Annotated in this window: 21 protein-coding genes; 14 read left to right on the forward strand and 7 right to left on the reverse strand. The window is 61.9% G+C overall.

From position 1 onward, the window contains the following. Complete coding sequence (locus P9L99_21185; GenBank protein MDP8225889.1) at window positions 1–744, forward strand: ABC transporter ATP-binding protein; 744 nt, start codon at window positions 1–3, stop codon at window positions 742–744. Window positions 745–786: 42 nt separating this feature from the next. Further along, window positions 787–2,961 carry a hypothetical protein gene (locus tag P9L99_21190; GenBank protein ID MDP8225890.1) on the forward strand — a complete coding sequence of 725 codons (2,175 nt, stop codon included), beginning with the start codon at window positions 787–789 and terminating at the stop codon, window positions 2,959–2,961. Between the two features lie 32 nt (window positions 2,962–2,993). Here the strand turns inward: P9L99_21190 and P9L99_21195 are convergent, their stop codons facing one another. From P9L99_21195 to P9L99_21205, 3 genes are read right to left on the reverse strand one after another with little or no spacing between them, the layout of a single operon-like run. Next, a complete protein-coding gene (locus P9L99_21195; GenBank protein ID MDP8225891.1) occupies window positions 2,994–3,119 on the reverse strand; it encodes a hypothetical protein in 126 nt (41 codons plus the stop codon). 1 nt (window position 3,120) lies between these two features. Then, on the reverse strand, window positions 3,121–4,488 hold the full coding sequence (locus tag P9L99_21200) for an MBOAT family O-acyltransferase (protein ID MDP8225892.1): 1,368 nt from the start codon (window positions 4,486–4,488) through the stop codon (window positions 3,121–3,123). After that, window positions 4,485–5,651 carry a hypothetical protein gene (locus P9L99_21205; GenBank protein MDP8225893.1) on the reverse strand — a complete coding sequence of 389 codons (1,167 nt, stop codon included), beginning with the start codon at window positions 5,649–5,651 and terminating at the stop codon, window positions 4,485–4,487. Before P9L99_21205 ends, P9L99_21200 begins: the two co-directional genes overlap by 4 nt. Before the next feature lie 294 nt (window positions 5,652–5,945). Here P9L99_21205 and P9L99_21210 point away from each other — a divergent pair, with 294 nt between their 5' ends. The 3 genes from P9L99_21210 to P9L99_21220 are packed head-to-tail and all read left to right on the forward strand — an operon-like array spanning window position 5,946 to window position 9,975. Then, a complete protein-coding gene (locus P9L99_21210) occupies window positions 5,946–8,123 on the forward strand; it encodes a response regulator (protein MDP8225894.1) in 2,178 nt (725 codons plus the stop codon). A 20-nt stretch (window positions 8,124–8,143) separates the two neighbouring features. Next, the gene (locus P9L99_21215; GenBank protein ID MDP8225895.1) at window positions 8,144–8,746 is read left to right on the forward strand and encodes a hypothetical protein; all 603 of its coding nucleotides are present in this window, start codon (window positions 8,144–8,146) and stop codon (window positions 8,744–8,746) included. After that, the gene (locus P9L99_21220; GenBank protein MDP8225896.1) at window positions 8,743–9,975 is read left to right on the forward strand and encodes a GNAT family N-acetyltransferase; all 1,233 of its coding nucleotides are present in this window, start codon (window positions 8,743–8,745) and stop codon (window positions 9,973–9,975) included. Before P9L99_21215 ends, P9L99_21220 begins: the two co-directional genes overlap by 4 nt. 22 nt (window positions 9,976–9,997) lie before the next feature. On the opposite strand, the gene P9L99_21225 is transcribed toward P9L99_21220, so the two are convergent. Genes P9L99_21225 through P9L99_21235 form a run of 3 tightly spaced genes read right to left on the reverse strand, consistent with a single transcriptional unit; the run spans window position 9,998 to window position 12,519 of the window. Next, window positions 9,998–10,489 (reverse strand): DUF4442 domain-containing protein, encoded by a 492-nt coding sequence (locus P9L99_21225; protein MDP8225897.1) that lies wholly within the window; start codon window positions 10,487–10,489, stop codon window positions 9,998–10,000. A gap of 4 nt (window positions 10,490–10,493) precedes the next feature. Then, entirely contained in the window at window positions 10,494–11,567 is a 1,074-nt protein-coding gene (locus P9L99_21230; GenBank protein ID MDP8225898.1) for a CapA family protein, read from the reverse strand. Window positions 11,568–11,577: 10 nt separating this feature from the next. Then, window positions 11,578–12,519, reverse strand: coding sequence for a hypothetical protein (locus P9L99_21235; protein MDP8225899.1), 942 nt, complete (start codon window positions 12,517–12,519; stop codon window positions 11,578–11,580). A gap of 157 nt (window positions 12,520–12,676) precedes the next feature. On the opposite strand from P9L99_21235, the gene P9L99_21240 reads away from it, so the two are divergent. After that, complete coding sequence (locus P9L99_21240; GenBank protein ID MDP8225900.1) at window positions 12,677–14,089, forward strand: coproporphyrinogen-III oxidase family protein; 1,413 nt, start codon at window positions 12,677–12,679, stop codon at window positions 14,087–14,089. A gap of 6 nt (window positions 14,090–14,095) precedes the next feature. Here P9L99_21240 and P9L99_21245 read toward each other — a convergent pair whose 3' ends face one another. Next, window positions 14,096–14,836, reverse strand: a complete 741-nt coding sequence (locus P9L99_21245; GenBank protein MDP8225901.1) for a glycosyltransferase family 2 protein — start codon at window positions 14,834–14,836, stop codon at window positions 14,096–14,098. A 48-nt stretch (window positions 14,837–14,884) separates the two neighbouring features. Between P9L99_21245 and P9L99_21250 the strand changes: the two genes are divergently transcribed. The 8 genes from P9L99_21250 (at window position 14,885) to P9L99_21285 (ending at window position 23,797) form a co-directional block, all read left to right on the forward strand. After that, on the forward strand, window positions 14,885–16,396 hold the full coding sequence (locus tag P9L99_21250; protein ID MDP8225902.1) for a hypothetical protein: 1,512 nt from the start codon (window positions 14,885–14,887) through the stop codon (window positions 16,394–16,396). 5 nt (window positions 16,397–16,401) lie between these two features. Further along, the gene (gene bioB, locus P9L99_21255; protein ID MDP8225903.1) at window positions 16,402–17,373 is read left to right on the forward strand and encodes a biotin synthase BioB; all 972 of its coding nucleotides are present in this window, start codon (window positions 16,402–16,404) and stop codon (window positions 17,371–17,373) included. Then, complete coding sequence (locus P9L99_21260) at window positions 17,370–18,428, forward strand: SGNH/GDSL hydrolase family protein (GenBank protein MDP8225904.1); 1,059 nt, start codon at window positions 17,370–17,372, stop codon at window positions 18,426–18,428. The genes bioB and P9L99_21260 overlap by 4 nt, the downstream gene beginning before the upstream one ends. Continuing rightward, a complete protein-coding gene (locus tag P9L99_21265; protein MDP8225905.1) occupies window positions 18,425–19,516 on the forward strand; it encodes a GDSL-type esterase/lipase family protein in 1,092 nt (363 codons plus the stop codon). Before P9L99_21260 ends, P9L99_21265 begins: the two co-directional genes overlap by 4 nt. A 38-nt stretch (window positions 19,517–19,554) precedes the next feature. Continuing rightward, the gene (locus P9L99_21270; protein MDP8225906.1) at window positions 19,555–20,421 is read left to right on the forward strand and encodes an HDOD domain-containing protein; all 867 of its coding nucleotides are present in this window, start codon (window positions 19,555–19,557) and stop codon (window positions 20,419–20,421) included. Window positions 20,422–20,553: 132 nt separating this feature from the next. Next, window positions 20,554–22,014, forward strand: coding sequence for a radical SAM protein (locus tag P9L99_21275; protein ID MDP8225907.1), 1,461 nt, complete (start codon window positions 20,554–20,556; stop codon window positions 22,012–22,014). Between the two features lie 111 nt (window positions 22,015–22,125). Next, window positions 22,126–22,389 carry a hypothetical protein gene (locus P9L99_21280; GenBank protein MDP8225908.1) on the forward strand — a complete coding sequence of 88 codons (264 nt, stop codon included), beginning with the start codon at window positions 22,126–22,128 and terminating at the stop codon, window positions 22,387–22,389. Window positions 22,390–22,414: 25 nt separating this feature from the next. After that, window positions 22,415–23,797 carry a sulfatase gene (locus P9L99_21285; GenBank protein ID MDP8225909.1) on the forward strand — a complete coding sequence of 461 codons (1,383 nt, stop codon included), beginning with the start codon at window positions 22,415–22,417 and terminating at the stop codon, window positions 23,795–23,797. Window position 23,798: the final 1 nt, after the last annotated feature.

Genomic DNA, 23,798 nt, shown 5'->3' on the forward strand with positions numbered 1-23,798 from the left:
ATGATCGAGCTGATCAACATTCATAAATCCTTTCGCGGGCAAGTCATTCTCGACGGCGTGAACCTCAACATCCCATCGGGGAAAATCACCGTGCTGCTCGGTCGCAGCGGCGGCGGCAAATCGGTGACGCTCAAGCACATCATCGGCTTGCTCAAGCCCGACGAGGGCCGCGTGATCGTCGACGGCCAGGACATCACCGATCTGGGCGACTCCGAAATCAACCAGGTGCGCAAGCGCTTCGGCATTCTGTTTCAGGATGGCGCGCTTTTCGATTCGATGGACGTGTACGGGAACATCGCCTTTCCGCTGCGCGAGCATACGAGACTAAGCGAGGCGGAAATCGCCGAGCGGGTGGGACACGCGCTGGACGCGGTGGGGCTGGCCAACGTCGAGCACAAGCTGCCCTCCGAGTTGTCGGGCGGCATGCGCAAACGCGTGGGCCTCGCGCGCGCCGTGGTCAATAACCCGGACATCATCCTGTACGACGAGCCCACCAGCGGACTGGACCCGCTGATGACCGACAGCATCAATCAACTCATCGTCAACACGCAGAAAAAGTTGAAGCTGACGAATTTCATCATCAGCCACGACGTGGACGCGGCGCTGCGCATCGCCCACAAGGTCGCCGTGCTTTACGAGGGGAAGATTCTCGTCGAAGGCACCCCGGACGAAATCCGCTTTTCCGGCCACCCCTACGTGCAGGCCTTCGTCAACAAACGCCAGGGCGAGTTTGAAGTCGAGTAGCCGGGAATTGTGATACGCCCGGCGGCGCACTAGAATCAGCCGATGTCGCGAATCTCCTCAATATTGACGCTTTTGCTGTCGGCGTTCGCCCTCATCGCGCTGGGCTATTGGCACACCGTGAACGTGCTGCCGTACGGTCACGACGCGATGATGCACCAGCCGTATACCGTCTCGTACGCACGGGCGCTTTTCGATCAGCCCGTAGACCTGCCGCTGTTGCTCGAAAACCAACCGGTCCGCTACCCGCCGCTTACTTACTTCGTGGCTGCGGTCGTCGCGAAACTGACCGGTTGGTGGACGTTCTTCTACGCCGCGACAACGATGCTTTTCATGGCGGTGGCCTTGCTTGCGTTGACGCTGCTCGGGCAAAGCGAAGCGCCGCGTTCATGGCGCGCGTTGTTGCCGGTGGCGGCGCTTTTATCCGTGCCCACCTTTTGGGAAATCGGCGGCGACTACAATCTCGAAGCCGGCCTTTTCGCGGGTGTCGCAACCTTTTTCTCGGCCATGCTGGCGGCCAAGCGTCTACAACGCTGGTGGCTGCTGATTCCGGCCGTGCTCGTCGTGGCGGCGTTGTCGCTCTCCAAGGGCGTGTTCTTGGTGTTCACGATACCCGCCGGCTTCGCGTTGATACTGCTCGGCGAGCCGGAACTGCGCCGACCCCGCGCGGTCTTGCTCGGTGGCGTCGCGGCGCTTGCCGGAACGTGGTTTCTCCTCCATGTCGGCTTGGTGCAGCCGGAACTCACGCTCGACTTGTACAATCCAACCTACGACCCGGGCGCGTTTTTCTACCCGCGTTTGCTGCTTTTCGGATATCACGGCCTACCGCTATTTGCCGCGTTGGCGGTCGTGTTTTGGTGGCGTTGGCGCGAGCGCAATTGGCGGCGGATCGATGCCGTCTACGCCCTTTGGTTTCTGGCGCCGCTCGTTTTCTACTTTCTGGTCGACACGAAGCGCGATTGGTACATCTTGCCGGCTTACTTGGCGGCACCCGTTTGGTTCATTTCCACGGTGCACGATTTCATCGGCGAAAAACGCGGTCGAATCCTGGCCGGCGTCGTGACGGCTTTCTATCTCGTGACGGCCGCGGCACACATCGGCCTGGAACTGTACGCCGCCCAGACGCCCGAACGAACGCACCGCGTTTGGGGCATGAAAAGGCCGCAACCGCCCACCGAGGTGGAAACCGCCGCCGCGCAGTGGATCCTTGACGACCTCTACGCTGATCCGAAGCGCACCATGATCGTAAGCCTGCCCGAACTGGATGCCGGCTTTCGGTTGTCCAACATCCTGCCCGTGATGGATCGCCGGTTGTTTTTCACGAACCAGGTTTTCGTCGTCGATCCCTTTTTCGCCGTGACGCACGAGTTTGTCGACACACTGGCGAAGACCACGCGTTTGTATGGTATCGACCGCGGCTGGCCGGTCATCGACCCCGACAACATTCCCGCCCCTTTGCCGGGTTTCGACTACCAGGGGCTTGCAGCCCGCCTGGCGGCCGAGGAGAAAAATTGGCGCCTGCAACGGCGCGAGCCGCTGCCGGAAGGGCACACGCTTTACGTCTATGAAAACCGCGAGCCGGGCAAGACCTACCGCGTCAACGGGCTGGGACTGTACGAAAAATATACGGCGGAATTACTGAACCACAAGCAAGCCGGGCGTTGGTCCGACGCCGATGTGACGATGCGGCAACTGCGCCGTGTCGCCGTGCCCGACCAGGAGCCCGGCTTGAACCTGGAGGAAGCGCACATTGCGCTGCAAGTGGACGACAAAAGCCGCGCCGCGCAACTCCTCGAGCAAAATCTGCAACATGCCCCGGCCGGGCGCGTGCGGGCGGAATCGGCCTTGTTGCTGGCCCGCCTGCGTGCCGAACTTGGCGACGCCCCCGGCGCTCGCGAGGCGCTGGCCGCGGTGGACGAAACGAAGATCGACCCGGTGTCGCTGGCCGTGACCATCGGTGAGGCGGCCCGCCGCTTTGCCGACCGCGATCAGGGCCGCGCGCTGATCGCCGCCTACCAAGGCAAGCTGCAGGGAGCGGCCGCCGTCGAATTGGTGATGGCTTTGGGCAAGTTGGAACTTGACGCCCGGCGCGACGAGGCCGCCTTGACTCTTTTCCGGCAGGCGCGCGGCATGGCGACCGATCCCGTCCGCGTCCGGTGGCTCGACGAGACGATCACGGCCATCGAGCGGGGCGAGCACCGCCCGTTCACAGCGAAGTGATGGAATGATTGGAGTTGCCGGACGATCCGGCGCTAGAACATGGCGTAGGTGAATTCCTCGGCGGCGGTGGCAAAAAGAACGGCCAGCAAAAAGAGCAGCCATGCCGTTCCGGCGATGCCGAATTCCTTGAGCAGGTTTTTCTTTTGTTCCTTTTCCATATCAGCCTCCCAGGCCCGCGGCGGGGCCGGCACCCTTAGTCAAAAGGGGCAGGATGGGAATCATCTTCACGTAATACAGCAGGGCGATCTTGAAATTATGATGGAACAGCGGCCATAGGAGACCGTGGACGTGCCACACCATGACAATGCCGATGACTCGTCCCCACCACGTCGGCTTGCGATTGGGGAAGGCGCGCTGCTTGAAGCGGTTCCAATGGCGGAAGGTGATCAACGCCAGCCCTTCGAAAAAGCCCCACAGGAACATGCTCATGTTCACTTTGTGCCAAAGCGCGACGGCGATGATGGTGATCATGATGTTGACGTCGGTGCGGAAATTGCCTTTACGGCCGCCCCCGAGCGGGAAGTAGATGTAGTTCATCAGCCAGCCGGTCAAACTGGTGTGCCAGCGCCGCCAGAACTCTTGCAGGTTCGGGGCGAGGATCGGCCAACTGAAGTTCTCCATCACCCGGTAACCCATCAGCCGCGAAAGGCCGATGGCGATGTCCGAGTAGCCGGAAAACTCGACGTACAGGTAGGCGAAGTAGGCATGCGAGGCCAGCCACAACTGCCCGGTCGATGAGCCCAGCATCAGGGGCATCTTCATCATCGGCCCGGCGAGACGGAAGAGGAAATCGGCCAGCACGAATTTCTTGACCAAGCCTTGCAGCAACCGCCACATGCCGTAGTTGATGTCTTCCACGCCGATCCGCGGCGCGCCGCCGTTGAGCTGCATCTGGCGACCGAAGGCGTCTTCGGGCTTTTCGCGCCCGATTTTGTAGAAGCGGTGAATCGGCCCGGAGACCATCGTCGGGAAGAAGGTGACGTAGTGGAAGAACTCCAGCGCCGTCGCCCGCGCGCCGTTGCCGCGGTAGATCTCGGCGATGTAGTGGATGGCGCGAAACGAGAAGTAACTGATGCCCAGCGGCACGCCGATCCAGAGAAACGATCCCGACACGAAAGCCGCCGTTTCCATGCCCAGCAGGGCAAAGGTCAGCTTGCGGATGGGGTCGATGGTTTTGAAAGTGAACAGGAGCAACAGCGCCGTGCCCACGCCGAGCACCAACCAGATGGTTTTCGCGCGTTTGGACTCCGAGATGTCGATCATGATGCCGACGATGTAGATCCACCACAGGTAGAGGCACAACGCGACCAACAACACCGCGGCCCGCATGAGGGCCATGCCGGGGCGCTCGGCCCATTCGGGCAGGGACGCCGCGAAAAAGTACCCGAGCGACATTACCAGCAGGGCCAGCGACAGCAATTTGCGGGGCCATTTCAGTTTGTCGACGAGCCACGAGAGGCCGTAGTAGAGCAGCACCGCCGCGGCGGCGAAGATGACGAAGGACCAGCTTTGCATCGGCGTCGTCATTTCTTTTTGCTCCGCAGGGCGGCTTTCACGTGCGGCAGAATCAAGCGCGCCGTTTGTTCGTGGCCGTTCATGTTGAGGTGATCCAAATCGGAATAGAAGCGGTAGTCGACACGCTCGGTCATATCCACGAAGCGGTGCCCGTAACTGCGCACCAGCGCTTTGGTGCGTTGGCGGAAGATGGGCATCACCTCATCCCAGTCGAAGAATTCCTTGTCGTCGACGAAGGCTTTGTTGACGGGGTTGAGGAAGAAGAGCATGCGTATGCCGTGCCGCTGGCCGAACTCGCAATAGTTTTTGAAGGTCAGCCAGTTGACGTTTTCCTCGGAGAAGTCGAAGGCTTCGCAGTGCATGTATTGCAGGGCGATCACGTGTTTGGGAATCACCTTCCACAAGTAGTCGGCGTTGCGTTCGACGAAAGTCGTGTCGGCGGCTTCGACCATGATGGGGTCCATCATGCCCAGCCACGCCATGATGCGGTCGGCGCTGGCAGCGGCGGGGTAGCGGAAATTGCCGGTCGTGAAGTAGCCGAGCAGGCGGCGATAGCGGTACAAGCCGGAGAGGGCGGCGACTTTGTGATCCAAATAGATTTCGCGGTATTTTTGGTCGGTCATGCGGAAGCGGGCAAACAGATCGTTTTGGCCGCCCTTCCAATATTCCGGGTAGTTGCGGAAATGGTAGATTCCTTCCGGATGGCTCATCGGCTCGATCAGGCTCCTGTGCACCGAGAACATTTTGATGTGGATGGCCGTGACCACCAGATCCGGTTCATCGGGCATGACGGCCACCAGGTTGGCGAAGTGGTCGCCGTACCGGTTGCCGGCGCTGGACAGGTTATAGGCCGATGCTTTTCGATAAGCGCGAATCTTGCGCAATTTCTCGGCGACCAAAGCCGGAAAGTGTTTGCCGTCGGGGCAGTTGCCGTAACCCTGGGTCACCGAACTGCCGCAAAACACGATGCGCGGCCGCGTGGCGTGACTGAATTGTTCGAGAAGGTAGTGCATCGCCGCGGTCGTGTTGCCGGGATTGCGGTCGATCAAATTCGACTGGGTAAAGTACAGGCGCACCCCGAGTTCGGAGACCAACACCAGCACTACGAAAAAGAAAATCAATCGATAGGGGCGATTCTTCTTCTCCGTCCAGAAATCCATTCGCCAGAAGCGCAAATGTCAGCCGCCTTTCTAGCCCTCTTGTTCCTCACGCCAAACCCGGGTGCCCGAATGTCGAGCAAAAAGTAGCCAATTTGTAGCACAACCTTCGCTCGGAAAAAAGCGGAGTTACGCGATCATGCCGCTTAACACGCTCGATCGGCCCGCGCAGCCGAAACTACGGCTCGGCACCTTGCGAAACGGCCGACCAATACATACACTTGGCGTCGGGCTGGGCAGCCCCGCCATTCTACATGGATATGTAGACGCATTCGACTATCGTGCCGGCCGGCACCAACGGGGGAATACAGTATGCCCAAGAGAATTCTCGTGGTAGACGATGATCGCAACATCGGGCAAATCCTGCACGCGTCATTCAGTTCCAAGGGCTACGAAACGATCGTCTCCCGCAACGGCGAAGACGCTCTGACCAAGTTCGAGGAAGTCAAACCGGACCTCGTGCTGCTGGACGTACTGCTTCCCAAAATGAACGGCTGGGAAGTCTGCCGCAAACTCAAAGACACCGAACTGGGCACCCAAACCCCCATCATTTTGATGAGCGCCGTATACAAAAACTACAAAATGCAGCAGGACGCCATCTCCAAATACGGCGCCGATGACTTCGTCGAAAAGCCCTTCCAACTATCCAAATTGCTCGACTTGGTCGAGAAACTTATCGGCCCCGGCGAACCGGTCGCCGCGGTGAAAGCCGACGCCGCCGAGGGCGAAGAGATCGAAATCGAGGGTGACACGGTCGTGAGTGCCGCGCCGCCCGCGCCCATCAGCATGGAAGGCGAATTATCGTCAATCAGCTTCGCCGAACTGCTCCACAACCTCTACGTCATGGGTAAAAGCGGCTACCTGCTGGTGCGCCGCGGCGAGGTGGAAAAAGAAATCGCGATCAAAGCCGGGTATCCGGTCAGTGTGCGCACGACCTTGGAAGAGGAATACTTCGGCAATTTCCTGGTGCGCAAGCGCAAGATCTCGTCCGAACAACGTGATGAATCGGTCGAGCGCATGAAGGAATCCAAGCGCCTGCAAGGTACCATTCTGATCGAAATGGACGCGTTGACGCCCCACGAACTGGTCAAGTACCTGAAGCTGCAGATGCGCGAAAAAATCTTCGAGATCTTTAGCTGGCTCGAAGGCCTCTACAAATTCACGGAAAACGACGAAGTCCAGGGCGATATCACCACGCTGGACATGAGTACCGCCAACGTCATTAACGAAGGCGTGAAGGACCATTACGATCTCGACCGCCTGCTGCCCTTGATGGAAGACTGGCGCGAAAAGTTCCTGCGGCCGGGCGCGAACCTGCATTACCGCTACCAGGACACCGACTTCACGCGGCGCGAAGAGACGATCTTCGATGTCATTGACGGCACCAGCACCGTCGACCAGATAATGCCGCAGTTGGACTTGGATACCGAGCGCGCCTACCAGATCATCTACACGCTCGTCGTGTGCGAAATGGCCGAGCTGGCTCCCGAGCCGCTGGAGATGCCCGAAAGCATCATGGAGCGGCAGACCGACGTCGATATCGACATCGACGCTGAATTCGAAATGGCCGGTGAAAAAGGCGGCCCCCCGGCCGACGAATCCGAACCGGTTGCCAAAGCGTCGGAAGCCTCGGCAGAGAAGGCCCCGCCGAAAACCGACGCGCCCATCGAGCCCGGCGAGGGGGGGGAAGCCGCACTGCGCGCGCGGGTCATGCGTGTGTTCAACCGCATGTCGGAAGGCAACTACTTCCAGGTGCTTGGAGTTGGCGACAACCCGACCGAACACGAAGTGCGGATCGCCTATCACAAGATCGCCAAGGAATTTCACCCGGACCGCTTTTTCGGCAAGGCCAGCGAGGAAGTTCGGGCCCGGGTCGAAGATATCTTTCGCCGCGCGACCGAGGCGTACGAGAAACTCAACACGCAGGAAAAAATCGTCAAGTACAAGGAACATTTGGAAAGCGAGAGCGAAGGCCCGAAAACCGACGCGCGCATCGAAGGCGTCAAGAAAATCATCATGGCCGAGCAGCACTTCCAAAACGGCAAGCAATACCTCAAGGAAAAGCGCTACGCCCGCTCCGCGTGGGAGTTTCACAAAGCCATGGAAATCAGCTCGAACGAGGCGGAGTACATTGCCTACTACGGTTGGGCGATCTACAACGTGCCGCGCGAGGAAGACATCAACGAGGAAGACGCCAAGCTCTTTGAAGACCAAACGCCCAGCGACATGCAGTTCAACGGTCGCGAGGCGTTGAATCGCGCGATTCAAATCAATCCGCGTTCGGAGCGCGCTTACCTCTTCCTCGGCGCAATCTACAAGATGCAGGGGCTCCGGGAATTCGCCGAAAAGCAGTACGAAAAGGCGCTGATCTGCAATCCCAATTGTATCGAAGCTTTGCGCGAACTGCGCTTGATCAAGTTGCAGGAACAAAAGCAGACGCAAAAGCAGACGTGGTTTGAGAAGATCAACCCGTTTGCGCGTAAGAAATAACGAAGCGATAGAGGCCCACCATGGAACATCTGCAGGAAATCCTCGCCAAGGCAGTTGTCTACCAAATTTACGTGATCTTCGGCTGGCTCGCGTTTCTGACCTTGCTCGCGCTGTGGACCGTGTTCCGGCAGCGCAAGGTCAAAAAGTTGACCAAGCTCGCGTCGATGAACTTCGACCTGCTGCGCGCTAAAATCGACGAAATCGGCTCCCAGCAGCGGCATCTGATAACCAAGCAGTCCGGCGCGATTATCAAGGCCCTCAAGGAAAGCCTGGCGAAACAAAAATCCAACCTCGCCGAAACCGCCTCCGTGTCCAGCCGAATCGACCAAATGGCCGGCATGCTGCGCGAACAAATCATCGAATTGCAGCAGTACGTCGCCAGCGCGGCAGGTAAATCCAGCGGCCTCGACCCCGCACACCTCGCTGAACTGTCCGGACGCCTCGAGGAACTGGCCGATGAGATGGCCTGGTCCCACCATTATTACGACGACCTCAAAACCCTGGAAGTCGCCGTCGAAAAACTCGTCGGCGCCGAAAAAATGCAGCAACTGGTCGCCAAGGAAAAAACCGGCAACGGCCGCGGTGCCGCCGGCGAAGAATTCGTACGCAAATCCCGCGCATGAAATCCGCCGAACCGACCCTCACACGGCACCCGAAAACCACCGCCGTCGGCTCGCTGCTTCACGAAGTTTTCGACGCCTCGGTCGCCCGCTTCTTCACCGCGATTCTCAAGCACCACCCGCGGCGTGACCTCCTCCGCGAAGCCGGACACCTCGACGCCGCGGGGCGCTTGGTCTCTTACGCCATGATGCTGCCCGAACGCTTCGTCGTGGACGGCGTGACGATGGACGCAGGCTTGCTCGAAGCTGTGGCCACCGCTGAATCGTGGCGGGGCCGCGGCCTGTTTCCCAGCATCCACGCCGACTTGCTGGACCAAGTCGCCGACCAGCACTATCCCTTTGCGCTTCTGTTCGGCATTCCGACTTACTACCGCCGCCTGGGCTACGCCTTTGCCACGCCCTTCTACGCCCGCTGCCGCATGGAGGCATACGTCGCGGCCGATCTTCACCCGGTGCCGGGCCTTCATCGCCGTCGCGCCACAGCGGCCGACGTCCCGCGCCTCATGAATCTTTATCACCGCTCGTTAGCCGGTAAGCAGGTTCATTTTTCGCGAGACCGCGCGTCGCTGCGAACCTGGTTGAAGCACTACGAAAAAGCGGGCGATATCGAGACGCACGTGTTTACGCGTGACGGGCGCGTGGCGGCGTACTTGCGCGTCAACTTTCAAACCACCGGCATGCTCGTGATGGAAGCCGGGGGGTGGACGGCGGCCACCTTGCCCGCCGCGTTGCGATACCTGGGCCGCCGCGCCATGAAAGAGGATCTCCCCGATTTCGACTTGGCGCTGCCCGGCGATGATCCGCTGCTTCCCGCGGCGCAATACTGGGGCGCCGACCCGGTCGACCCCATGCTCACCTACGCGCTGCAGGTCAAAATGCTCGACTGGCGCCGCATGATTGCCGCGTTGAAACCCGCCTTCGACCGGCGGCTCGCCGCAAGCGCTTTTTGCGACCTCACCTTGTCGCTGCCGTGCCGAATGGACTCGCAGTCCTTCACGCTGGAGATTCGCAACGGGCGTTTCGCCGGCGTCGGTCCGCCGCACGACGCGCCGGTCGTGCTCTGTTTGCGCGGCGGCCGCGAATCACTGATGCGCATGCTTTTCGGGGTGAAATCGGTTCCGGACATGCTGGACACGACGCCGGATATGCGCTGCCCGCCGGAATTGCGCCCCGTCGTCTCGACGCTGTTTCCGGCCCTGCGCCCCTACGTCAACGAACTCGACGGTTTCTAGCGACCCGGGTGGGAACGAGCGCTTACTCCCACAATCGCAGGCCCGCGCGCTGCTCTTGCCCGCGCGCCTTGCGGATGTAAATCACCTTGTCCACTTCGGCGCAGACCCGGCCCTCGCGATCGATCAACTCGACGTGGTAGGAACGGTCGACGGACCTCTCGGCTTCCAGCGTCTGCCGAATCTCATCCAGATCGCTTGGCTCGATCGTGAAACGCGCCGTCAGCGTGCTTTGCCCCGGCCGGCGAAAGCGAACCGTCGCTTCCTTGTCCCACACCACGTACTCCGGCCCCAGATTCTTGATCAGCATGATCATGAACATCGGGTCCACCGAGGCGTACATGCTGCCCCCGTAGATCGTGCCGACGTAATTGTACGTGCGCCACGAAAGCGGCAGCTTGACGCGCACCTCCCGAAAATCATCGGCAATGTACGTCACCCGCGCGCCGGTGCCGCGATAGGCGGGGAAGAAATTGTAAAGCAGTCGTGTCATGCGGGTTCGCAACGACTCGGGCATGGATTCACCTCAGTGGGAGTTCGGCCGTATCGTCTCGAATCGTCAATGCCGCGCCGAATTGCGCCGAGGCGGCCGCAAAACGCCGCAGCGTGCGGGCCGCGCGCTTGCCCTTGGCCGGCCGCGGTTGCCAACGAACGCCCTCGTGCCGGTTTTGATTCCATATCGGATGAAACACCACGTTGCGAATGCGCCGGTCGCGCACGATGAATTCGGCCAGCAGGCTCTCGTGCGCCCGGTTGTTGCCCGTGGCGAACGCCCCGTTGCCCACCGAATACACCAGCGGCTTGCCGCTGTATAGTTCCATCGCCTGCGGAATATGCGGCCCGTGGCCGACGATCGCATCCGCGCCCAGATCGAGCATCAAGTGGCCGAATCGCCGCTGCTTGGCGTCCACGTCCACCACGTAGTTTTTTCCCCAATGGACATTGACGACCAGCACGTCCACCAGCGGTCGCAAACCGCCGATCAGTCCGCGCACCGATGCCTCAGTGAGCTGGGCCGTGCCGTGCTTGGCGTGGTTGCCGCTGTATCCGTAAAATCCCAGTAGGCCGACGGTCGTCTCCCCGAACTGCACAATCAGTGGCCGGCCCGCCTCGGCCGGGGTTAAGCCGCCACCGATATGTTCGATGCCCCACTCGTCGAGAAAGCGGACCGTCGATTCCTTGCCCGCTGGGCCGCAATCGCGATAGTGATTGTTGGCCAGGTTAACCACGTCCACGCCGTTATTTTTTAGCCCGGCCAAAGCCTCCGGCATCATCACGTAGGAATACTTCTTAGTCTTCGAGCGACGGCAGGCACGCGCGACGGGAACCTCGAGATTCAACCCGACCAGGTCGGCGCGTTCGAAAAGCGGTTTCAGGCCCCGCAGCGTGTAATCCCACCCGTGGGCGAGCAACCACGGCAGGGCCAGATCGTCGATCATCGTGTCGCCGCCGAAAACCAAGTGCAGTTCGTTTTCGTTTTGCGGCGCCAGCGTTACACGTTTGGGTTCCGGTAACTCGACGGGCGTCTCACCGCAGGCGGCGACCAGCAGGCCCAACAACAGGCAACCAATGACAAGTACCCCAGCGCGTCGCATGAACCGGCGCCTACCGGAATTCGGCCAGGCCGGTCGGCGTCCCGGTGCTTAGCTCCAGAGAGGGATTGAGCTTCATGCTCCAGGTCGCCAGGTCGCTTTCGAAAGCGTCCCACACGAGCGGCGGCAGGTTTTCATCGAAGCTGACGTGCGGCTGCTGGAAAGCAAGCGCGACGCTTTCGTCGATCGCCTCGCACAAATACTCGTCGACCATGGCGTTGAAATTGGGGTCCATCTGCGTGGTGACCGCCTCTTTGGCCCAATAGGTCTGGTACCAAAGAAGAACCGGCGCGTTACCCAGGATGGATTCTTCGTTGTTGCGGAAGAAGGTTTCCGGATCGCTGGTACCGGGAATCGGCGGCGCGGTGAGCGAGCCGTGCATCGTGACCGTGCCCGCGTGAAATTCGGCGATGTTGTTCGTTTCACCGCGGCTGCGGTAATAGGAAACCGTCATTTCCGCCGCCAGCACTTCCGCGTCCCAACGCTCCTGCGGATAGTCGTCGTCGTCGAAACGATAGAAGGCGCGCGAGGCGTCCATCAATTCGCGGGCGACGGCGTACCAGTACACGAAGCGGGCGTAGAAAATCTTCGCCGCGAATTCCTCGCCAAAGGCCCCGATGAAATCGGCGCGTACCGTGGTCGATAGGTCTTCCCAAGTCGTGTAGACGATTCGCCGGGATTCGACCAGTCCGTCGCACGGGCCGGAACTATCCACGGAGTCGTCGTCGTCGCCACCCGCGGAGTCGTCGTCGCCGGCGGTGTCGTCGTCGCCGGACGTATCGTCGTCATCGTCGCCTCCGCCCGGGCCGGGATCGATATCGTCGTCGTCGCCCTCATCGAGGGTATCGGAGGGCGCGTAGGGGTCCTCTTCCTCGCTGGTGGAGCAGGCCGTGAGACAAACCATGCCGCAGGCCAGCAGGAAGATCGCCACAATCGACAGGAGAGTTCGTTGCATGAAAAACCTCACTTTTTCGGGCTTCGATAGCCGCGCCGATTGTACGGGACACCTGCGAAAGACGCAAATCCACAGGTTAAAAATGACGCCGACACTTGTTTTTCCCCGCGCTTTACCCCATCCATAGAAGGTTGACGTGAACAATATAGGAAAAAAGATGCCGAGCTACGACAACTTGATTGCGCGAGCCAAAGAAAAGCTTGAGGACCTCAACGCTGCCGAGCTATTGGCGGCGCATATTTTGCCGGGCGAAGACGAATTCCTGCCCGTGGTGATATACCCCCATATTCAGTTCTACCAACCGGCCGACGTGGACGCGTTGCGGGCCCAAGACACGCTTCCGCCCAGCATTCCGTTCACCCTGTATGTGCACATCCCCTTTTGCGCTTTCGCCTGTACCTACTGCCATTGGGTGAAAACCATCAATCCCGATCCGGCGCTTGTCGAAGAATACCTCGACGTGTTGATCGAAGAGATGCGCCTCGCGGTCGACAAACTCGGCGGCGAACGCATCCCGATCACAACGGCGATTTTCGGCGGCGGCACGCCGACCTATCTGACGCCACCCCAACTAGAGCGCGTCCTGACTGCGGTGCACAAATACTTCGATCTGCGGGGATGCCGCCAGTTCAGTTTCGAGGCCGAACCCCGTTCCCTACTCGGCGAAGTCGGAGCCGCCAGGCTGCGCACGCTGCGCGATCACGGCGTGCACCGCATCAGCATGGGCGTGCAAAGCTTCAATGACGACATCCTTCGCCACATGGGGCGGCAACATTCCGGCGACGAAGCCAGGGAGGCGATCGCCGCGATTCGCGACGCCGATTTCGAAAGCCTTTCCATCGACCTGATTTACGGCTACCCGGGCCAAAAACACAGTGATTGGCTCGACTCCATGCAAACCGCGATCGACTTGGAGGTCGACGCTTGGCAGCTATACCGCCTGCGCATCCTGCGTCACGGCGAACGACAGGCGGCGATCCTCAACGAATTCGAACAGAACCGTGGGCGATTCCCCGGCGACGACGAAATCCGCCTGATGAAAATGGTCGCCGCGATCAGTTCCGAAGACGCCGGTTACAAGCAGCACTTCACCCGCATCTTCGCGCGCGGACCCCAACACGTTACGCATTTCATGGTCGATTATTGCTGCCGGCTCTACAATGTGATCGGCCTGGGACCCTCGGCGTGGTCGAACTACCACCGCACCTTCACCGTGAACGTCGCCGACGATTTCGATCGCTACTACGCACTGGTCCGGGCCGGAAAGCTGCCGGCCGACCGCGCCCTGCTTCGCGACACCGAAACCGAGGCCCGGCGCAGCTTCATCAGCCCGCTCAAAAACTGCCGGGTTGGCAAGCGGCCCTTTGCGAAGCGAACCGGTATGGATTTGCGGGAGCACTTCGGACCGGAGATCGACCGCCTCCAAGGTTTCGGCCTGCTGGAAGAGGACGAAAACCAAATTTGGTTGTCCGAGCGCGGCCGGTTCTTCGCCGACGAAACGGTCATGCAACTTTTCCAGAAGCGTTACTTGCCCTTCCCGCAGGTCGGCCACGACCTCATGCCGGAATAACAAGCCTCAGGTAGGCAGGCGGAATTCGCGCGCGCCGCGATCGAAAAAGCGCGTGTGGAAAATCGCCCACATCGACGAGACGAAATCGCGCCACCGGATCTTCTTGCCTTCGCTCTTGTAACGCGGGCGGTACGAAATCGGGCGTTCCAGAATCGGCACGCCCCGGTTGAGCAGCTTGCACCCCAGTTCCATGTCCCAACTGAAACGCCGGTGTTTCAAATCGAGGCGGCGCATCAGTTCGGTGCCCATCGCCTTGTAGCACGTGGCCGCGTCGGTAAAGCGGTAGCCGTAGAGCAGGCGGATGAAAAAGTGCGCGATGACCAGTCCGATCTGGTAGAAGCGGCGGCGCGATTGGTCCGCACCCAAGGGCAGGCCCCGGCTGCCGAATACCACCGGCGCCTCGCCCGCCGCCAGCGGGGCCAGTAGCTCGGACCAGTCGGCGGGGTCGTATTCCAGGTCGGCGTCTTGCACGACACACAACTCGCCGGTGGCCGTATTCAACGCCTGGCGCACCGCGTAGCCTTTGCCGTGGTTGCCGCTCAGTTCGATCAGGCGTACCGGCTCGTCGGGATGATCAGCGAGAAAAGCGCGCACCTGGGCGGCCGTGCGATCGGTGCTGCCGTCGTTTACGACGATGATTTCCTTCGTCAGGCGCAGGGGCGTCAGATCGACAGCCGCCACCTTCTCCAACAGCAGCCGTACCGTCGGTTCCTCGTTGTAGACCGGAACGAAAATCGATAGCTTCATAACTCGCTTTGGCAATAGATTTCACTCAGTGTAGCATGGCCGTGTTCCATGCCGGACCAAAATCGAAAGAACGACCGCAAGATGAACGCTGATCCCTGGGATCGCCGCCTAACTGCGACGGCCGCCGTTTTCGTCGTCCTGTGGACGCTGGTGCACGTGTTTTTCGCCATCCCCAGCGGCGACGAAGGCTGGTATCTGGCCGCGGCCCGGGGCATCGGGCAGGGGCATTTGCCGTATCTCCATTCGTTTTTCACGCAAGGCCCGCTGGCCGCCCTGGTCCATGCGCCGATTGTCGCCGCCGTGCCCACGCTGATCGCCGCCCGCCTGCAAGCCGCGCTGGCCTGGCTGTTCGCCTTGTGGCTCGGCGCCGTCTGGTTGCGTGCTGACCGCCTGTCCGGCGGACGCTGGTGGTGGCTTGCGCTGGCCGGGGCATCCTCGTTCATGGCCAACATGAACACCCTGGCAATGACCCCCGCGTACGAGTGCCTCGCCGTGATCGCCTCCTTGCTGTTGTGGCGGCGCGGGCGGGTCGGGGGCGCGCTGGCCGTTTCCTCCGTCGCGGCGGCAATGCGCGTGAGCCTTGCGCCGTGGACCGCCTTCTTGTGGGTCTTCACCGTCGTGACCGCGTTGCGGGGAACGCGGCTGCGCGAGGCGTGGCGCGGCGCGTGGGCCGGGCTGTTGCCTTTCGCGTTGCTGGTCGGGCCGTTTTTTCTGCTCGCCCCGGAGCGCACGTGGGCCGGCCTTGTCGGCTACCACCTCGGCGGCGGACAAAGCGCGGTGACCGGAGTCGCCGTCCTCAAGTTCAAAGCATGGTTTTGGCTGTGGTGGATCGTCTTCGCCGCGCCGGTGTTGGCCGCCGCTCTTGCCGCTTGGCGACTGCAGCCGCAACGTCGCGACATCCACGACGCCCTGCTGCTCGGCGGCGCGCTGCTGCTGAGCCTCGTCCACACTCTGCCGGCCACGCCGTATCCCAAATACCAGGTCGTCCCCACGATGCTGCTCGCGTTGTTTGCGGCGCGACACCTGCCGCGCGTGAACGTCTCCCGCCTGACGCGCATCGCCATCTTCGCGTTGCTACTGGTGTCGCAAGCCGGGTTGCATTGGTTCTTCCAACGGCATCTCGAATTCGACGAGCCGCCCCCTGCCGTCGAACGACGCGTGGGCCGCGAAATCGGCCGCCTTGCCGGAAGCGGCGACGTGTTTCTCTTCGAGCCCCTGCTGGCCGTGGAGGGTGGTTTCTCGTTGCCGCCCGGCCTCGAGATGGGTCCTTTCTCGCTGACCACCCGCTGGGATCGAACGACCGCCCGCCACTTGGGCCTGCTGACCGCCGCCGACGTCGTCGAAGGGTTGTCCGCAGCGCGGTGGGACGTCGTTGCCGTGCATTCGGGCGACCTGGCTTCGCTCGATGAAGGTTCGCGCGTCGCAGCCGGCGCGGCGCTGCGCGACAACTACCGCTTGGCGCGGCGCTACGAGCGGGTCGGGCAATATCGCACGCCGCTGGCGGTCTTCACCCGTCGAGCGGCGCAGCTTGGCACAACCCTCACGCCCCCCGTAGAATGACGCCCATGATGGACGCCGCCCGAATCGACCGCCTGCTCGCCGGCGAAGCGCTGACCGCCGCCGAAGCCCTGGCCGTCGCAATCCTGCCCGAGACCGACTTCGCCGCGTGGCTGGAAGTTGCCGACCTTCTGCGCCGGCGTTTTGCCGGACCGGCGGTGTCCTTGTGCGCCATCGTCAACGCCAAGAGCGGCGGCTGCGACCAGGATTGCTCGTTCTGCGCGCAAAGCGGCCGGTACGAAACCTCGTCACCCGAATACGCCTTTCTCGACCCCGAGACGATCCGCGAAACGGCGCTGCGTGCTAAGGCCGGCGGGGCGCGGCATTTCTCGCTCGTCACCAGCGGGCGGGGCCTTACGCAAGCGGAGGTGGATGACGCGGTACGGGGCGTCGAGACGATCGCCGCAGTCGGTTTGATTCCGTGCGCGAGCCTCGGCGTGCTGGAGCAGGAAGCCTTGGCGGCGCTGCGGGCGGCGGGCCTGGTGCGCTACCACCACAACTTGGAAACCGCGCGCGACTTCTACCCGCAGGTGTGCTCGACGCGAACCTACGACGACAATGTGGCGGTGTTGACCGCGGCGCGACGCGTGGGGCTGGAGGTGTGCGCGGGATGCCTGTTCGGCCTCGGCGAAAGTTGGCAGCACCGCGTCGACCTGCTGCTCGACCTGCGCCGGCTGGGCGTCGATTCCGTGCCGATCAATTTCCTGATACCGATCCCCGGCACGCCGCTGGCGGGTCGCCCGCGCCTGTCGCCAGTGGAGTGTCTGCGCATCTTGGTCGTCGCGCGGCTGATGCTGCCCCGGCAGGAGATCCGCATCTGCGGCGGCCGCGAGAACCTGGGCGACTTGGAAGCGGACATGTTTCGCGCCGGCGCTTCGGGATTGATGATCGGGGATCTGCTGACCGTCAAAGGGCCCTCGGCCGACCGCGACCGTCAACTGCTCGCGGCGTTGGGGCTGCCGGTCGTCGAGCCGTTATGAAACGCGCCTATGCCCGCTATCGCCGCCGTGTTCTTTTCGCCCTCGTGACGGTCGTGCTGGTGTTCGTTGCGGCGGAGCTCGTCGTGCGGTGGGGCGGTTGGGCGCTGCTGAAGCAGGAGGAGTTCTTCACCGACGTCTACGACCCGCGTTACACGATGGTGCCGCGCGCGCCCAATCCGTATTCGGAACTCGGCGAGGTGTTGAACGACGAGGGTTTCCGCGGTCGCGCGCCGACAGCCGCCAAGCAACCCGGCGTGCCGCGCATTCTCAGCGTGGGCGATTCGGCGACTTTCGGGGTCGGCGTCGAGGCGCACGAAACCTACTCGTACCAAATCGAGGTTTTGTTGCGTAAGCACCACGCGGTGGAGGTGCTCAACGGGGGCATTCCGGGAACCGCCTTGTGGCAGCATCGCCTGCTGATCGAGAAAAAAGTCGACGAGTGGGCGGCGGATATCGTGGTGGTCTACACCGGCCCGAGCTACCGCGCCGATTACTTTGTATTGCGGGAAGCGCAGCGCGGACGCGATGTCCTCGCCCCCTTGCGCAAGGGCTTGGCGCATTTGCACTTGTATCGCCTGCTGCGGCGCTGGATACGCCCGCCGCGGTTTGACGACCTGGCGAACCAATACACCGGCAGCGATCAAATCTTCCTGCCCGAAGAAAGGGTGGCGCGCGATACCCGCGAGGATATCCAGGCCATGACCGCCGCCTGCCGCAAGGCCGGGGCGCGCTTGTTGGTCGTGCCGCGACAGGCGCGCGACACCTACCTTATCGCCCACGAAGAGGGCATGCGGTTCGGCGACTTGAACTGGCGGCACAAGGTGCATGTCGACAACGGCACCGTCGCGCTATTCGATGCCCTCGAACGTTTCGACGTGCCGCGCCTGGACCTTAGCGGCCCGCTGCTGAAGGCCTCGTACGAGCAGAATTGTTTCCTCGACGAGTCCCACCTCACCTCGGGCGGGCATCGCATCGTGGCCGAGACGCTGGCCGCGGAGTTGTGCCGCCGCGGTTGGATACCCAAGTGCGCGGGATCGGCGGAGACGGCCCCGTGAGACGCCGTTGGGGCCGCCATCGCCGCCATGTCCTTTTTGCGCTCGTGGCGGTCGGTCTGTTTTTCGCCTTGATCGAAGCCGTGTTGCGTCTCGGAGGTTGGGCGACGCTGCCCGCGGAAGAGCTTTTCACCGACGCCTACGACATCGGCTACACCATGCGGCCCGGCGCGGCCAATCCGTGGACCGACGCCATCGAATTTCTCAACGCGGCGGGTTTTCGCGGCCCCGACACGCCTCGCGAGCGGCGCCCCGGCGTGGTGCGTGTTATGTGCCTGGGGGACTCCACGACCTTCGGCGCGGGCGTGGCGTACGAGGAAGCCTATCCGTCCGTGTTGGCCTCGTTGCTTGGGGCGCGGGGGATGTCGGTCGAGGTGATGAACGCCGGGATTCCGGGTTCGGCGCTGTGGAAGCAGCGGGTCATCTACGAAAACTACCTGCGGACCTACGATCCGGATCTGCTCGTGCTCTACACGAATTACGGCTACCGCGAAGACTACCTGCGCCTGCGCTTGGATATGGAACGCGACCCGCTTAAGTGGAGCGTGCGGCGATTGGCCGCGCGGTCGCATATCTACCGCTTGCTGCGGTTGTGGCTGCGCCCGCCGCGTTTCGCCGAAGCCGTCGCACCCAGTCAATATGACTTGCAGCGCTTTGTCGTGCGTGACGCCGATCCCGAAGTAACCCGGCAGGTGCTCGCCTACACGAATCAAGACCTGAACGCCGTGGCCGAAGCGTGTCGCGCCGACGGCTGCGCGTTGTTGGTTGTGCCGTTGTTGTCGCGTTATACCTTCGACGAAGCCGTGGCGCGCGGCATGCGGCCGGGGCCCGACTTCTACGACTGGCACCGCCGCAACAACAGCTCGGTTCGTGTGGGCGAAGCGGCCCGGCGCGCGGGCATCGTCACCCTCGACGCCGCCCCGGCTTTCTTGGAGGCCTCGTACCGGGAACGGCAGTTCCGTGACGAGGTGCACTTCACCGTGGTGGGGCACCGCTTGATGGCCGAGTTGATCGACGCGGCGATCGCGAAACAAGGTCTGCTGGACGCCGTGGGCGAAAAAAAGATTGCCAAAGAACCGGCCGCTCAGTAGGCTGGCGACAATCACGATTTCCTGCGGAGCGCGCAAAGTTGGATTTGCTCAAGCGATTGGATGACGTAAGCGAGCTGCCGACCATTCCCACCACGGTGACGAAGGTCCTGCAAGTCACCGCCGATGAAGACGCCGGCTTGGCAGACTTGAGCAAGGTGATTCACGCCGATCCCTCCCTGGCCGCCAAACTCTTGCGCGTTGCCAACAGCGCCTTTTATCGCCGCGCCCGCGAAATCGACAGCATCGATCGCGCCATTGCCATGATCGGTTTCGACGAAGTGCGCTCCCTGGCCGTTTCGGTCGGGGCGTTCGAGTCGGTGATGCGGCCGACGGCCGGCGACCTGTTCGACCGCGCGGCGTTTTGGGAGCACAGCTTTGCCGTGGCGGTGGCGGCGCGCGAATTGGCCGCGGGGACGGGTTTGGGCGACGGCGACGCCTTTGCCGCCGGCTTGCTGCACGACATCGGCAAGGTATTGCTCGATCGCTTTTTCCCTGAAGACTTCGAGCGCATCATGCGACTCGGGCGGGAAAAAGGCGGTAGTTTTTTCGCCATCGAGCGCCAACTCGAACAAAGCACCCATGCCGATATGGGCGGCTATTTGCTGGAACGCTGGGAACTGCCCGACGAACTCGTGGCCGGCGTCGGCGGTCATCACGTGCCGACCGGCCACAGCGGCCCGCTGGCTACAACGACCTATTTGGCCAATCAGCTCGCGCACGCGGCGGGCTTTTCCTCCGACGGTATCGAGCGCAATTTAACGCTGGAACGTATCTTGAATCACCCCGAGGTTGCCGCACTGCGGGCCGCCGGTCGCCTGCCCGACCCCTCGCTGGCGGCCGAGGTGCTCGAGCGTCTCGTTAAGGACGCCGAACAGATATCCGGCCAAGCCGCGATGCTGATGTAACTCGAAATAACTCTTATTGACACTTTTTTCCGGCTGGACATTGCCCCTGTTCAGATGGACAATAAAAAGTCCTATGGGGGAACAGGTGCCCGGCGTGAATTTTTCACCCGGGCCACTGCGAAGGAGATAAGTGTGCGACTAGCGCTGGTATTCAATTCCTTTTCCTACAAGCTGCACGAGGAAAACCTGCGTGTCGTCCAGCGTTTCTTTGGGATGTTCCCCCCGCTGAGTCTGGCGTGGGTGGCGGCCATTGCCGAGCAACACGGCCACCAAGCCACGATCATCGACGCCCGCACCCTGCAACTCTCGCCCGATGATGTCGTCGACCGGTTGCGCGAATGGAAACCGGACCTGGTCGGCTTCATGATGACCACCTACATGTTCCGCGAAACCCTCCAATGGGCGCGGCACATCAAACAAGCTTTGGGCGTGCCGATCGTCGTGGGTGGCTACAACCTGCGCGTGTATCCCAAAGAAAGCCTGATGAACGACGTGGTCGATTTCGGCTGCGTGAACAGCGCGCTGGTCACCGTGCCGCGTCTGCTGGAGGAGTTCGAGGGCGCGCGGCGCTTCGACGACGTGCCGGGCCTGGTGTTCAAGCGCAACAACGGCGAGATCGTACAGACGCCCAGCGCCGCCGAGGAAGAGAAGTTCACCGACTATCCCTTCCCGTGGCGCAGCGGCCTGCCCAACGACCTGTACGAGGAGTTCCCGACCGAGCGCAAGAATTTCACGGTGATGGTCACCTCGAAGGGGTGCCCGATGAGTTGCACGTTCTGCGAGGCGGGCGGCACTTCCTACAACCCGCGGACCGTCACGCAGGTCGTGGACGAGATGGAAATTTGCTACTACCAATACGGCGTGCGCGAAATCGATATCTTCGACTATGAATTCGCCATCAACCGCAAGCGTACGGCGGCGATATGCGATGAAATCATCCGGCGCAAACTGGATATCACCTGGGCTTGCCGCTCGCGCATCGACTCGGTGAACGAGGAATTGCTGCGCAAGATGAAGCAGGCGGGTTGCCGCCGCATTTACTTCGGCATCGAGTCGGGCTTGCAGTCGGTGCTCGACGCGATCAACAAGAAAATCACCATCGGGCAAATTCGCGACACGGTGGCGCTGACCCAGGAAAAGGGAATCCGCACGCTGGGTTTCTTCTTGGTCGGCGTGCCCGGAGAGACGAAACAGACCTTCGCCGAGACCGTCAAATTCGCCAAGAGCCTCGGTTTGGACTATGTGCAGTTTTCGAAGTTGACCGCCAAACCCCTCACGAGTATGTGGCGCGACATGGCCGCCGCCGGCAACGACTATTGGCGCGACTACGTACTGGGCTTGGTGGAGGAAAGAGCCCTGGATCGGCCGTGGACGCAGCTTAGTAACGAGGAAATCGACGAGATCACCAAACGCGCCTACATTCACTTTCACTCAAGACCCAGCTTTTTGCTCAAGCATACGCTGCGGGTGCGTTCGTTCGCCGAGTTCAAGCGCAAATTCGTCGGCTTCCTGGAAATGATGTTGAAGCAGGAAGACCACAGCGAGGATTGGCTCGCCAAAAAACGCCGCTTCGAAGCCTATCATTCAGGCTGAGCGGCGCGCGGCCGATGCCCGCTTGCTCGTACCCGCGATGCCGGCTGCCGTTCGACCCATGGGGCCGGCCGCCGACCTTAACCAACGTTCAACGGAAAAAGGAGTAATTCGGTGGACCACCACATCATCCTCGGCATTCACGTCATCGATCGTATCGAGCGTGCCGGCGACGTGCAGGAAGTGCTATCGGAATTCGGCTGCAACATCAAAACCCGCATCGGCTTGCACGATGTGGCCAACGCCGAATGCGCGCCCAGCGGCGTTATCCTCCTGGAGATGTTCGGCACCGAAGATCTCGTCGAAGAGTGCGAGCAGGCCCTGGCCGCCATCGAGGGCGTCGACGTGAAAAAGATGGTGTTCGAACACTCTGCCTAAGCCCATCGCCCGAACGGAAGGCCGCATGAACCGACGCGAGTTCCTCCAAGCCGCCATGTGCGCGACGCTGGCCGGCACGACCGGCTGCTATAACCGACGGCCGCGCCGCCCGGTCTACTTCGCCGCCCCGCCGGAGCCGGCCCCCGCCAACGTCGTGATCATCTCCCTGGACACCCTGCGGGCCGATCGCCTGGGCGCCTACGGCTACCCCCGCGGCCTGACCCCCCATCTGGACAAGTTCGCCGCCGAGGCCGTGTTGTTCGAGCAATGCATCGCCCCGGCCCCCTACACCGCGCCGTCGCACGCCTCGCTGTTCACCGGCGTGATCCCGAGCGACCACGGCTGCTTTCTGCGCCGCGGCCAAAAAACCGTGCAGATGAGCGAGAAGATCAACCGCGCCGTGCGCACGGCGGCCGAAATGATGCAGCAGGCGGGCTACCGGACGGCTTCGGTCAACGGCGGGCTGCAAGTGTCGCCGGTCTTCGGATTCGACCGGGGCTTTGCCGATTACGATTGTGATACCGAGCGCCGCTTCGACGAAGCCAGCCGCCTGGCCCTGGAAAAACTGACCAAGGACCGCTTCTTTTTTTTCCTGCACAGCTACGAAATTCACGCGCCTTATCGTCCGCCCGCCGATGACCTGGCGCGCCTGGGCTCGTATGAGGGGCCGCTCGATCCAACGCGCATCGACGGCGAGGACCTGGTCAACATTCACTATCAGAAAATCAAGCTGTCTGGAGCCGACCAGCAGCACGTGATCAACTGCTACGACGCCGAGGTGATCTCCGCCGACCGCGGCGTGGGCCGCTTTCTGGACGGCTTGGCCGCCCGCGATCTTTACGACGACAGCCTGATCGTCGTGACCTCCGACCACGGCGAGGAACTGGGCGAACACGGCAAGTGGGCGCTGCACTCGCACACCCTCTACGACGAACTGCTGCACGTGCCGCTGCTGGTGAAATTCCCCAAGGGGCGCTTCGGCGGGACGCGGGTGCCCGAACAGGTGCGCCTGATCGACGTGCTGCCCACGATCGTTGCGGCGATTGGACTGGACGCGCCGGACTACGCGACGGGCGTGGACCTGGTGACGCATTTCGGCGACTCGCGCCGCGATGATCTGGCGGCGGTCAGCCAATTGGACACCGAGCACGTGCTGCTTTCCTGCCTGCGGACCGGCGAGTACAAGCTCTATCGCGCTTCGGGCACGGGGAAAACGAAACTGGCGTATCTGGGGCCGCGTGGCGAGAGCCGTTTTTTTGGAACACCGGCCGAGCAGGCGCGACTCAGCGGCGAACTGACCGCCATGCTCGACCGCGAACTGGCACGCAACGATTTTGGTGCTTCCGAGAAAGTCGTCCTGGACGACCACATGCAGCAGAAGCTCAAAGAGCTCGGATACGTCCGCTAGG

The sequence above is a fragment of the Candidatus Lernaella stagnicola genome (assembly GCA_030765525.1).
GTDB classification, from domain to species: domain Bacteria; phylum Lernaellota; class Lernaellaia; order Lernaellales; family Lernaellaceae; genus Lernaella; species Lernaella stagnicola.

Coding starts and splice junctions, on each gene's coding strand:
- P9L99_21185 (MDP8225889.1), top strand. CDS start 1: ATGATCGAGCTGATCAACATTCATAAATCCTTTCGCGGGCAAGTCATT.
- P9L99_21190 (MDP8225890.1), top strand. CDS start 787: ATGTCGCGAATCTCCTCAATATTGACGCTTTTGCTGTCGGCGTTCGCC.
- P9L99_21195 (MDP8225891.1), bottom strand. CDS start 3,119: ATGGAAAAGGAACAAAAGAAAAACCTGCTCAAGGAATTCGGCATCGCC.
- P9L99_21200 (MDP8225892.1), bottom strand. CDS start 4,488: ATGACGACGCCGATGCAAAGCTGGTCCTTCGTCATCTTCGCCGCCGCG.
- P9L99_21210 (MDP8225894.1), top strand. CDS start 5,946: ATGCCCAAGAGAATTCTCGTGGTAGACGATGATCGCAACATCGGGCAA.
- P9L99_21215 (MDP8225895.1), top strand. CDS start 8,144: ATGGAACATCTGCAGGAAATCCTCGCCAAGGCAGTTGTCTACCAAATT.
- P9L99_21220 (MDP8225896.1), top strand. CDS start 8,743: ATGAAATCCGCCGAACCGACCCTCACACGGCACCCGAAAACCACCGCC.
- P9L99_21225 (MDP8225897.1), bottom strand. CDS start 10,489: ATGCCCGAGTCGTTGCGAACCCGCATGACACGACTGCTTTACAATTTC.
- P9L99_21230 (MDP8225898.1), bottom strand. CDS start 11,567: ATGCGACGCGCTGGGGTACTTGTCATTGGTTGCCTGTTGTTGGGCCTG.
- P9L99_21235 (MDP8225899.1), bottom strand. CDS start 12,519: ATGCAACGAACTCTCCTGTCGATTGTGGCGATCTTCCTGCTGGCCTGC.
- P9L99_21240 (MDP8225900.1), top strand. CDS start 12,677: ATGCCGAGCTACGACAACTTGATTGCGCGAGCCAAAGAAAAGCTTGAG.
- P9L99_21245 (MDP8225901.1), bottom strand. CDS start 14,836: ATGAAGCTATCGATTTTCGTTCCGGTCTACAACGAGGAACCGACGGTA.
- P9L99_21250 (MDP8225902.1), top strand. CDS start 14,885: ATGCCGGACCAAAATCGAAAGAACGACCGCAAGATGAACGCTGATCCC.
- bioB (MDP8225903.1), top strand. CDS start 16,402: ATGATGGACGCCGCCCGAATCGACCGCCTGCTCGCCGGCGAAGCGCTG.
- P9L99_21260 (MDP8225904.1), top strand. CDS start 17,370: ATGAAACGCGCCTATGCCCGCTATCGCCGCCGTGTTCTTTTCGCCCTC.
- P9L99_21285 (MDP8225909.1), top strand. CDS start 22,415: ATGAACCGACGCGAGTTCCTCCAAGCCGCCATGTGCGCGACGCTGGCC.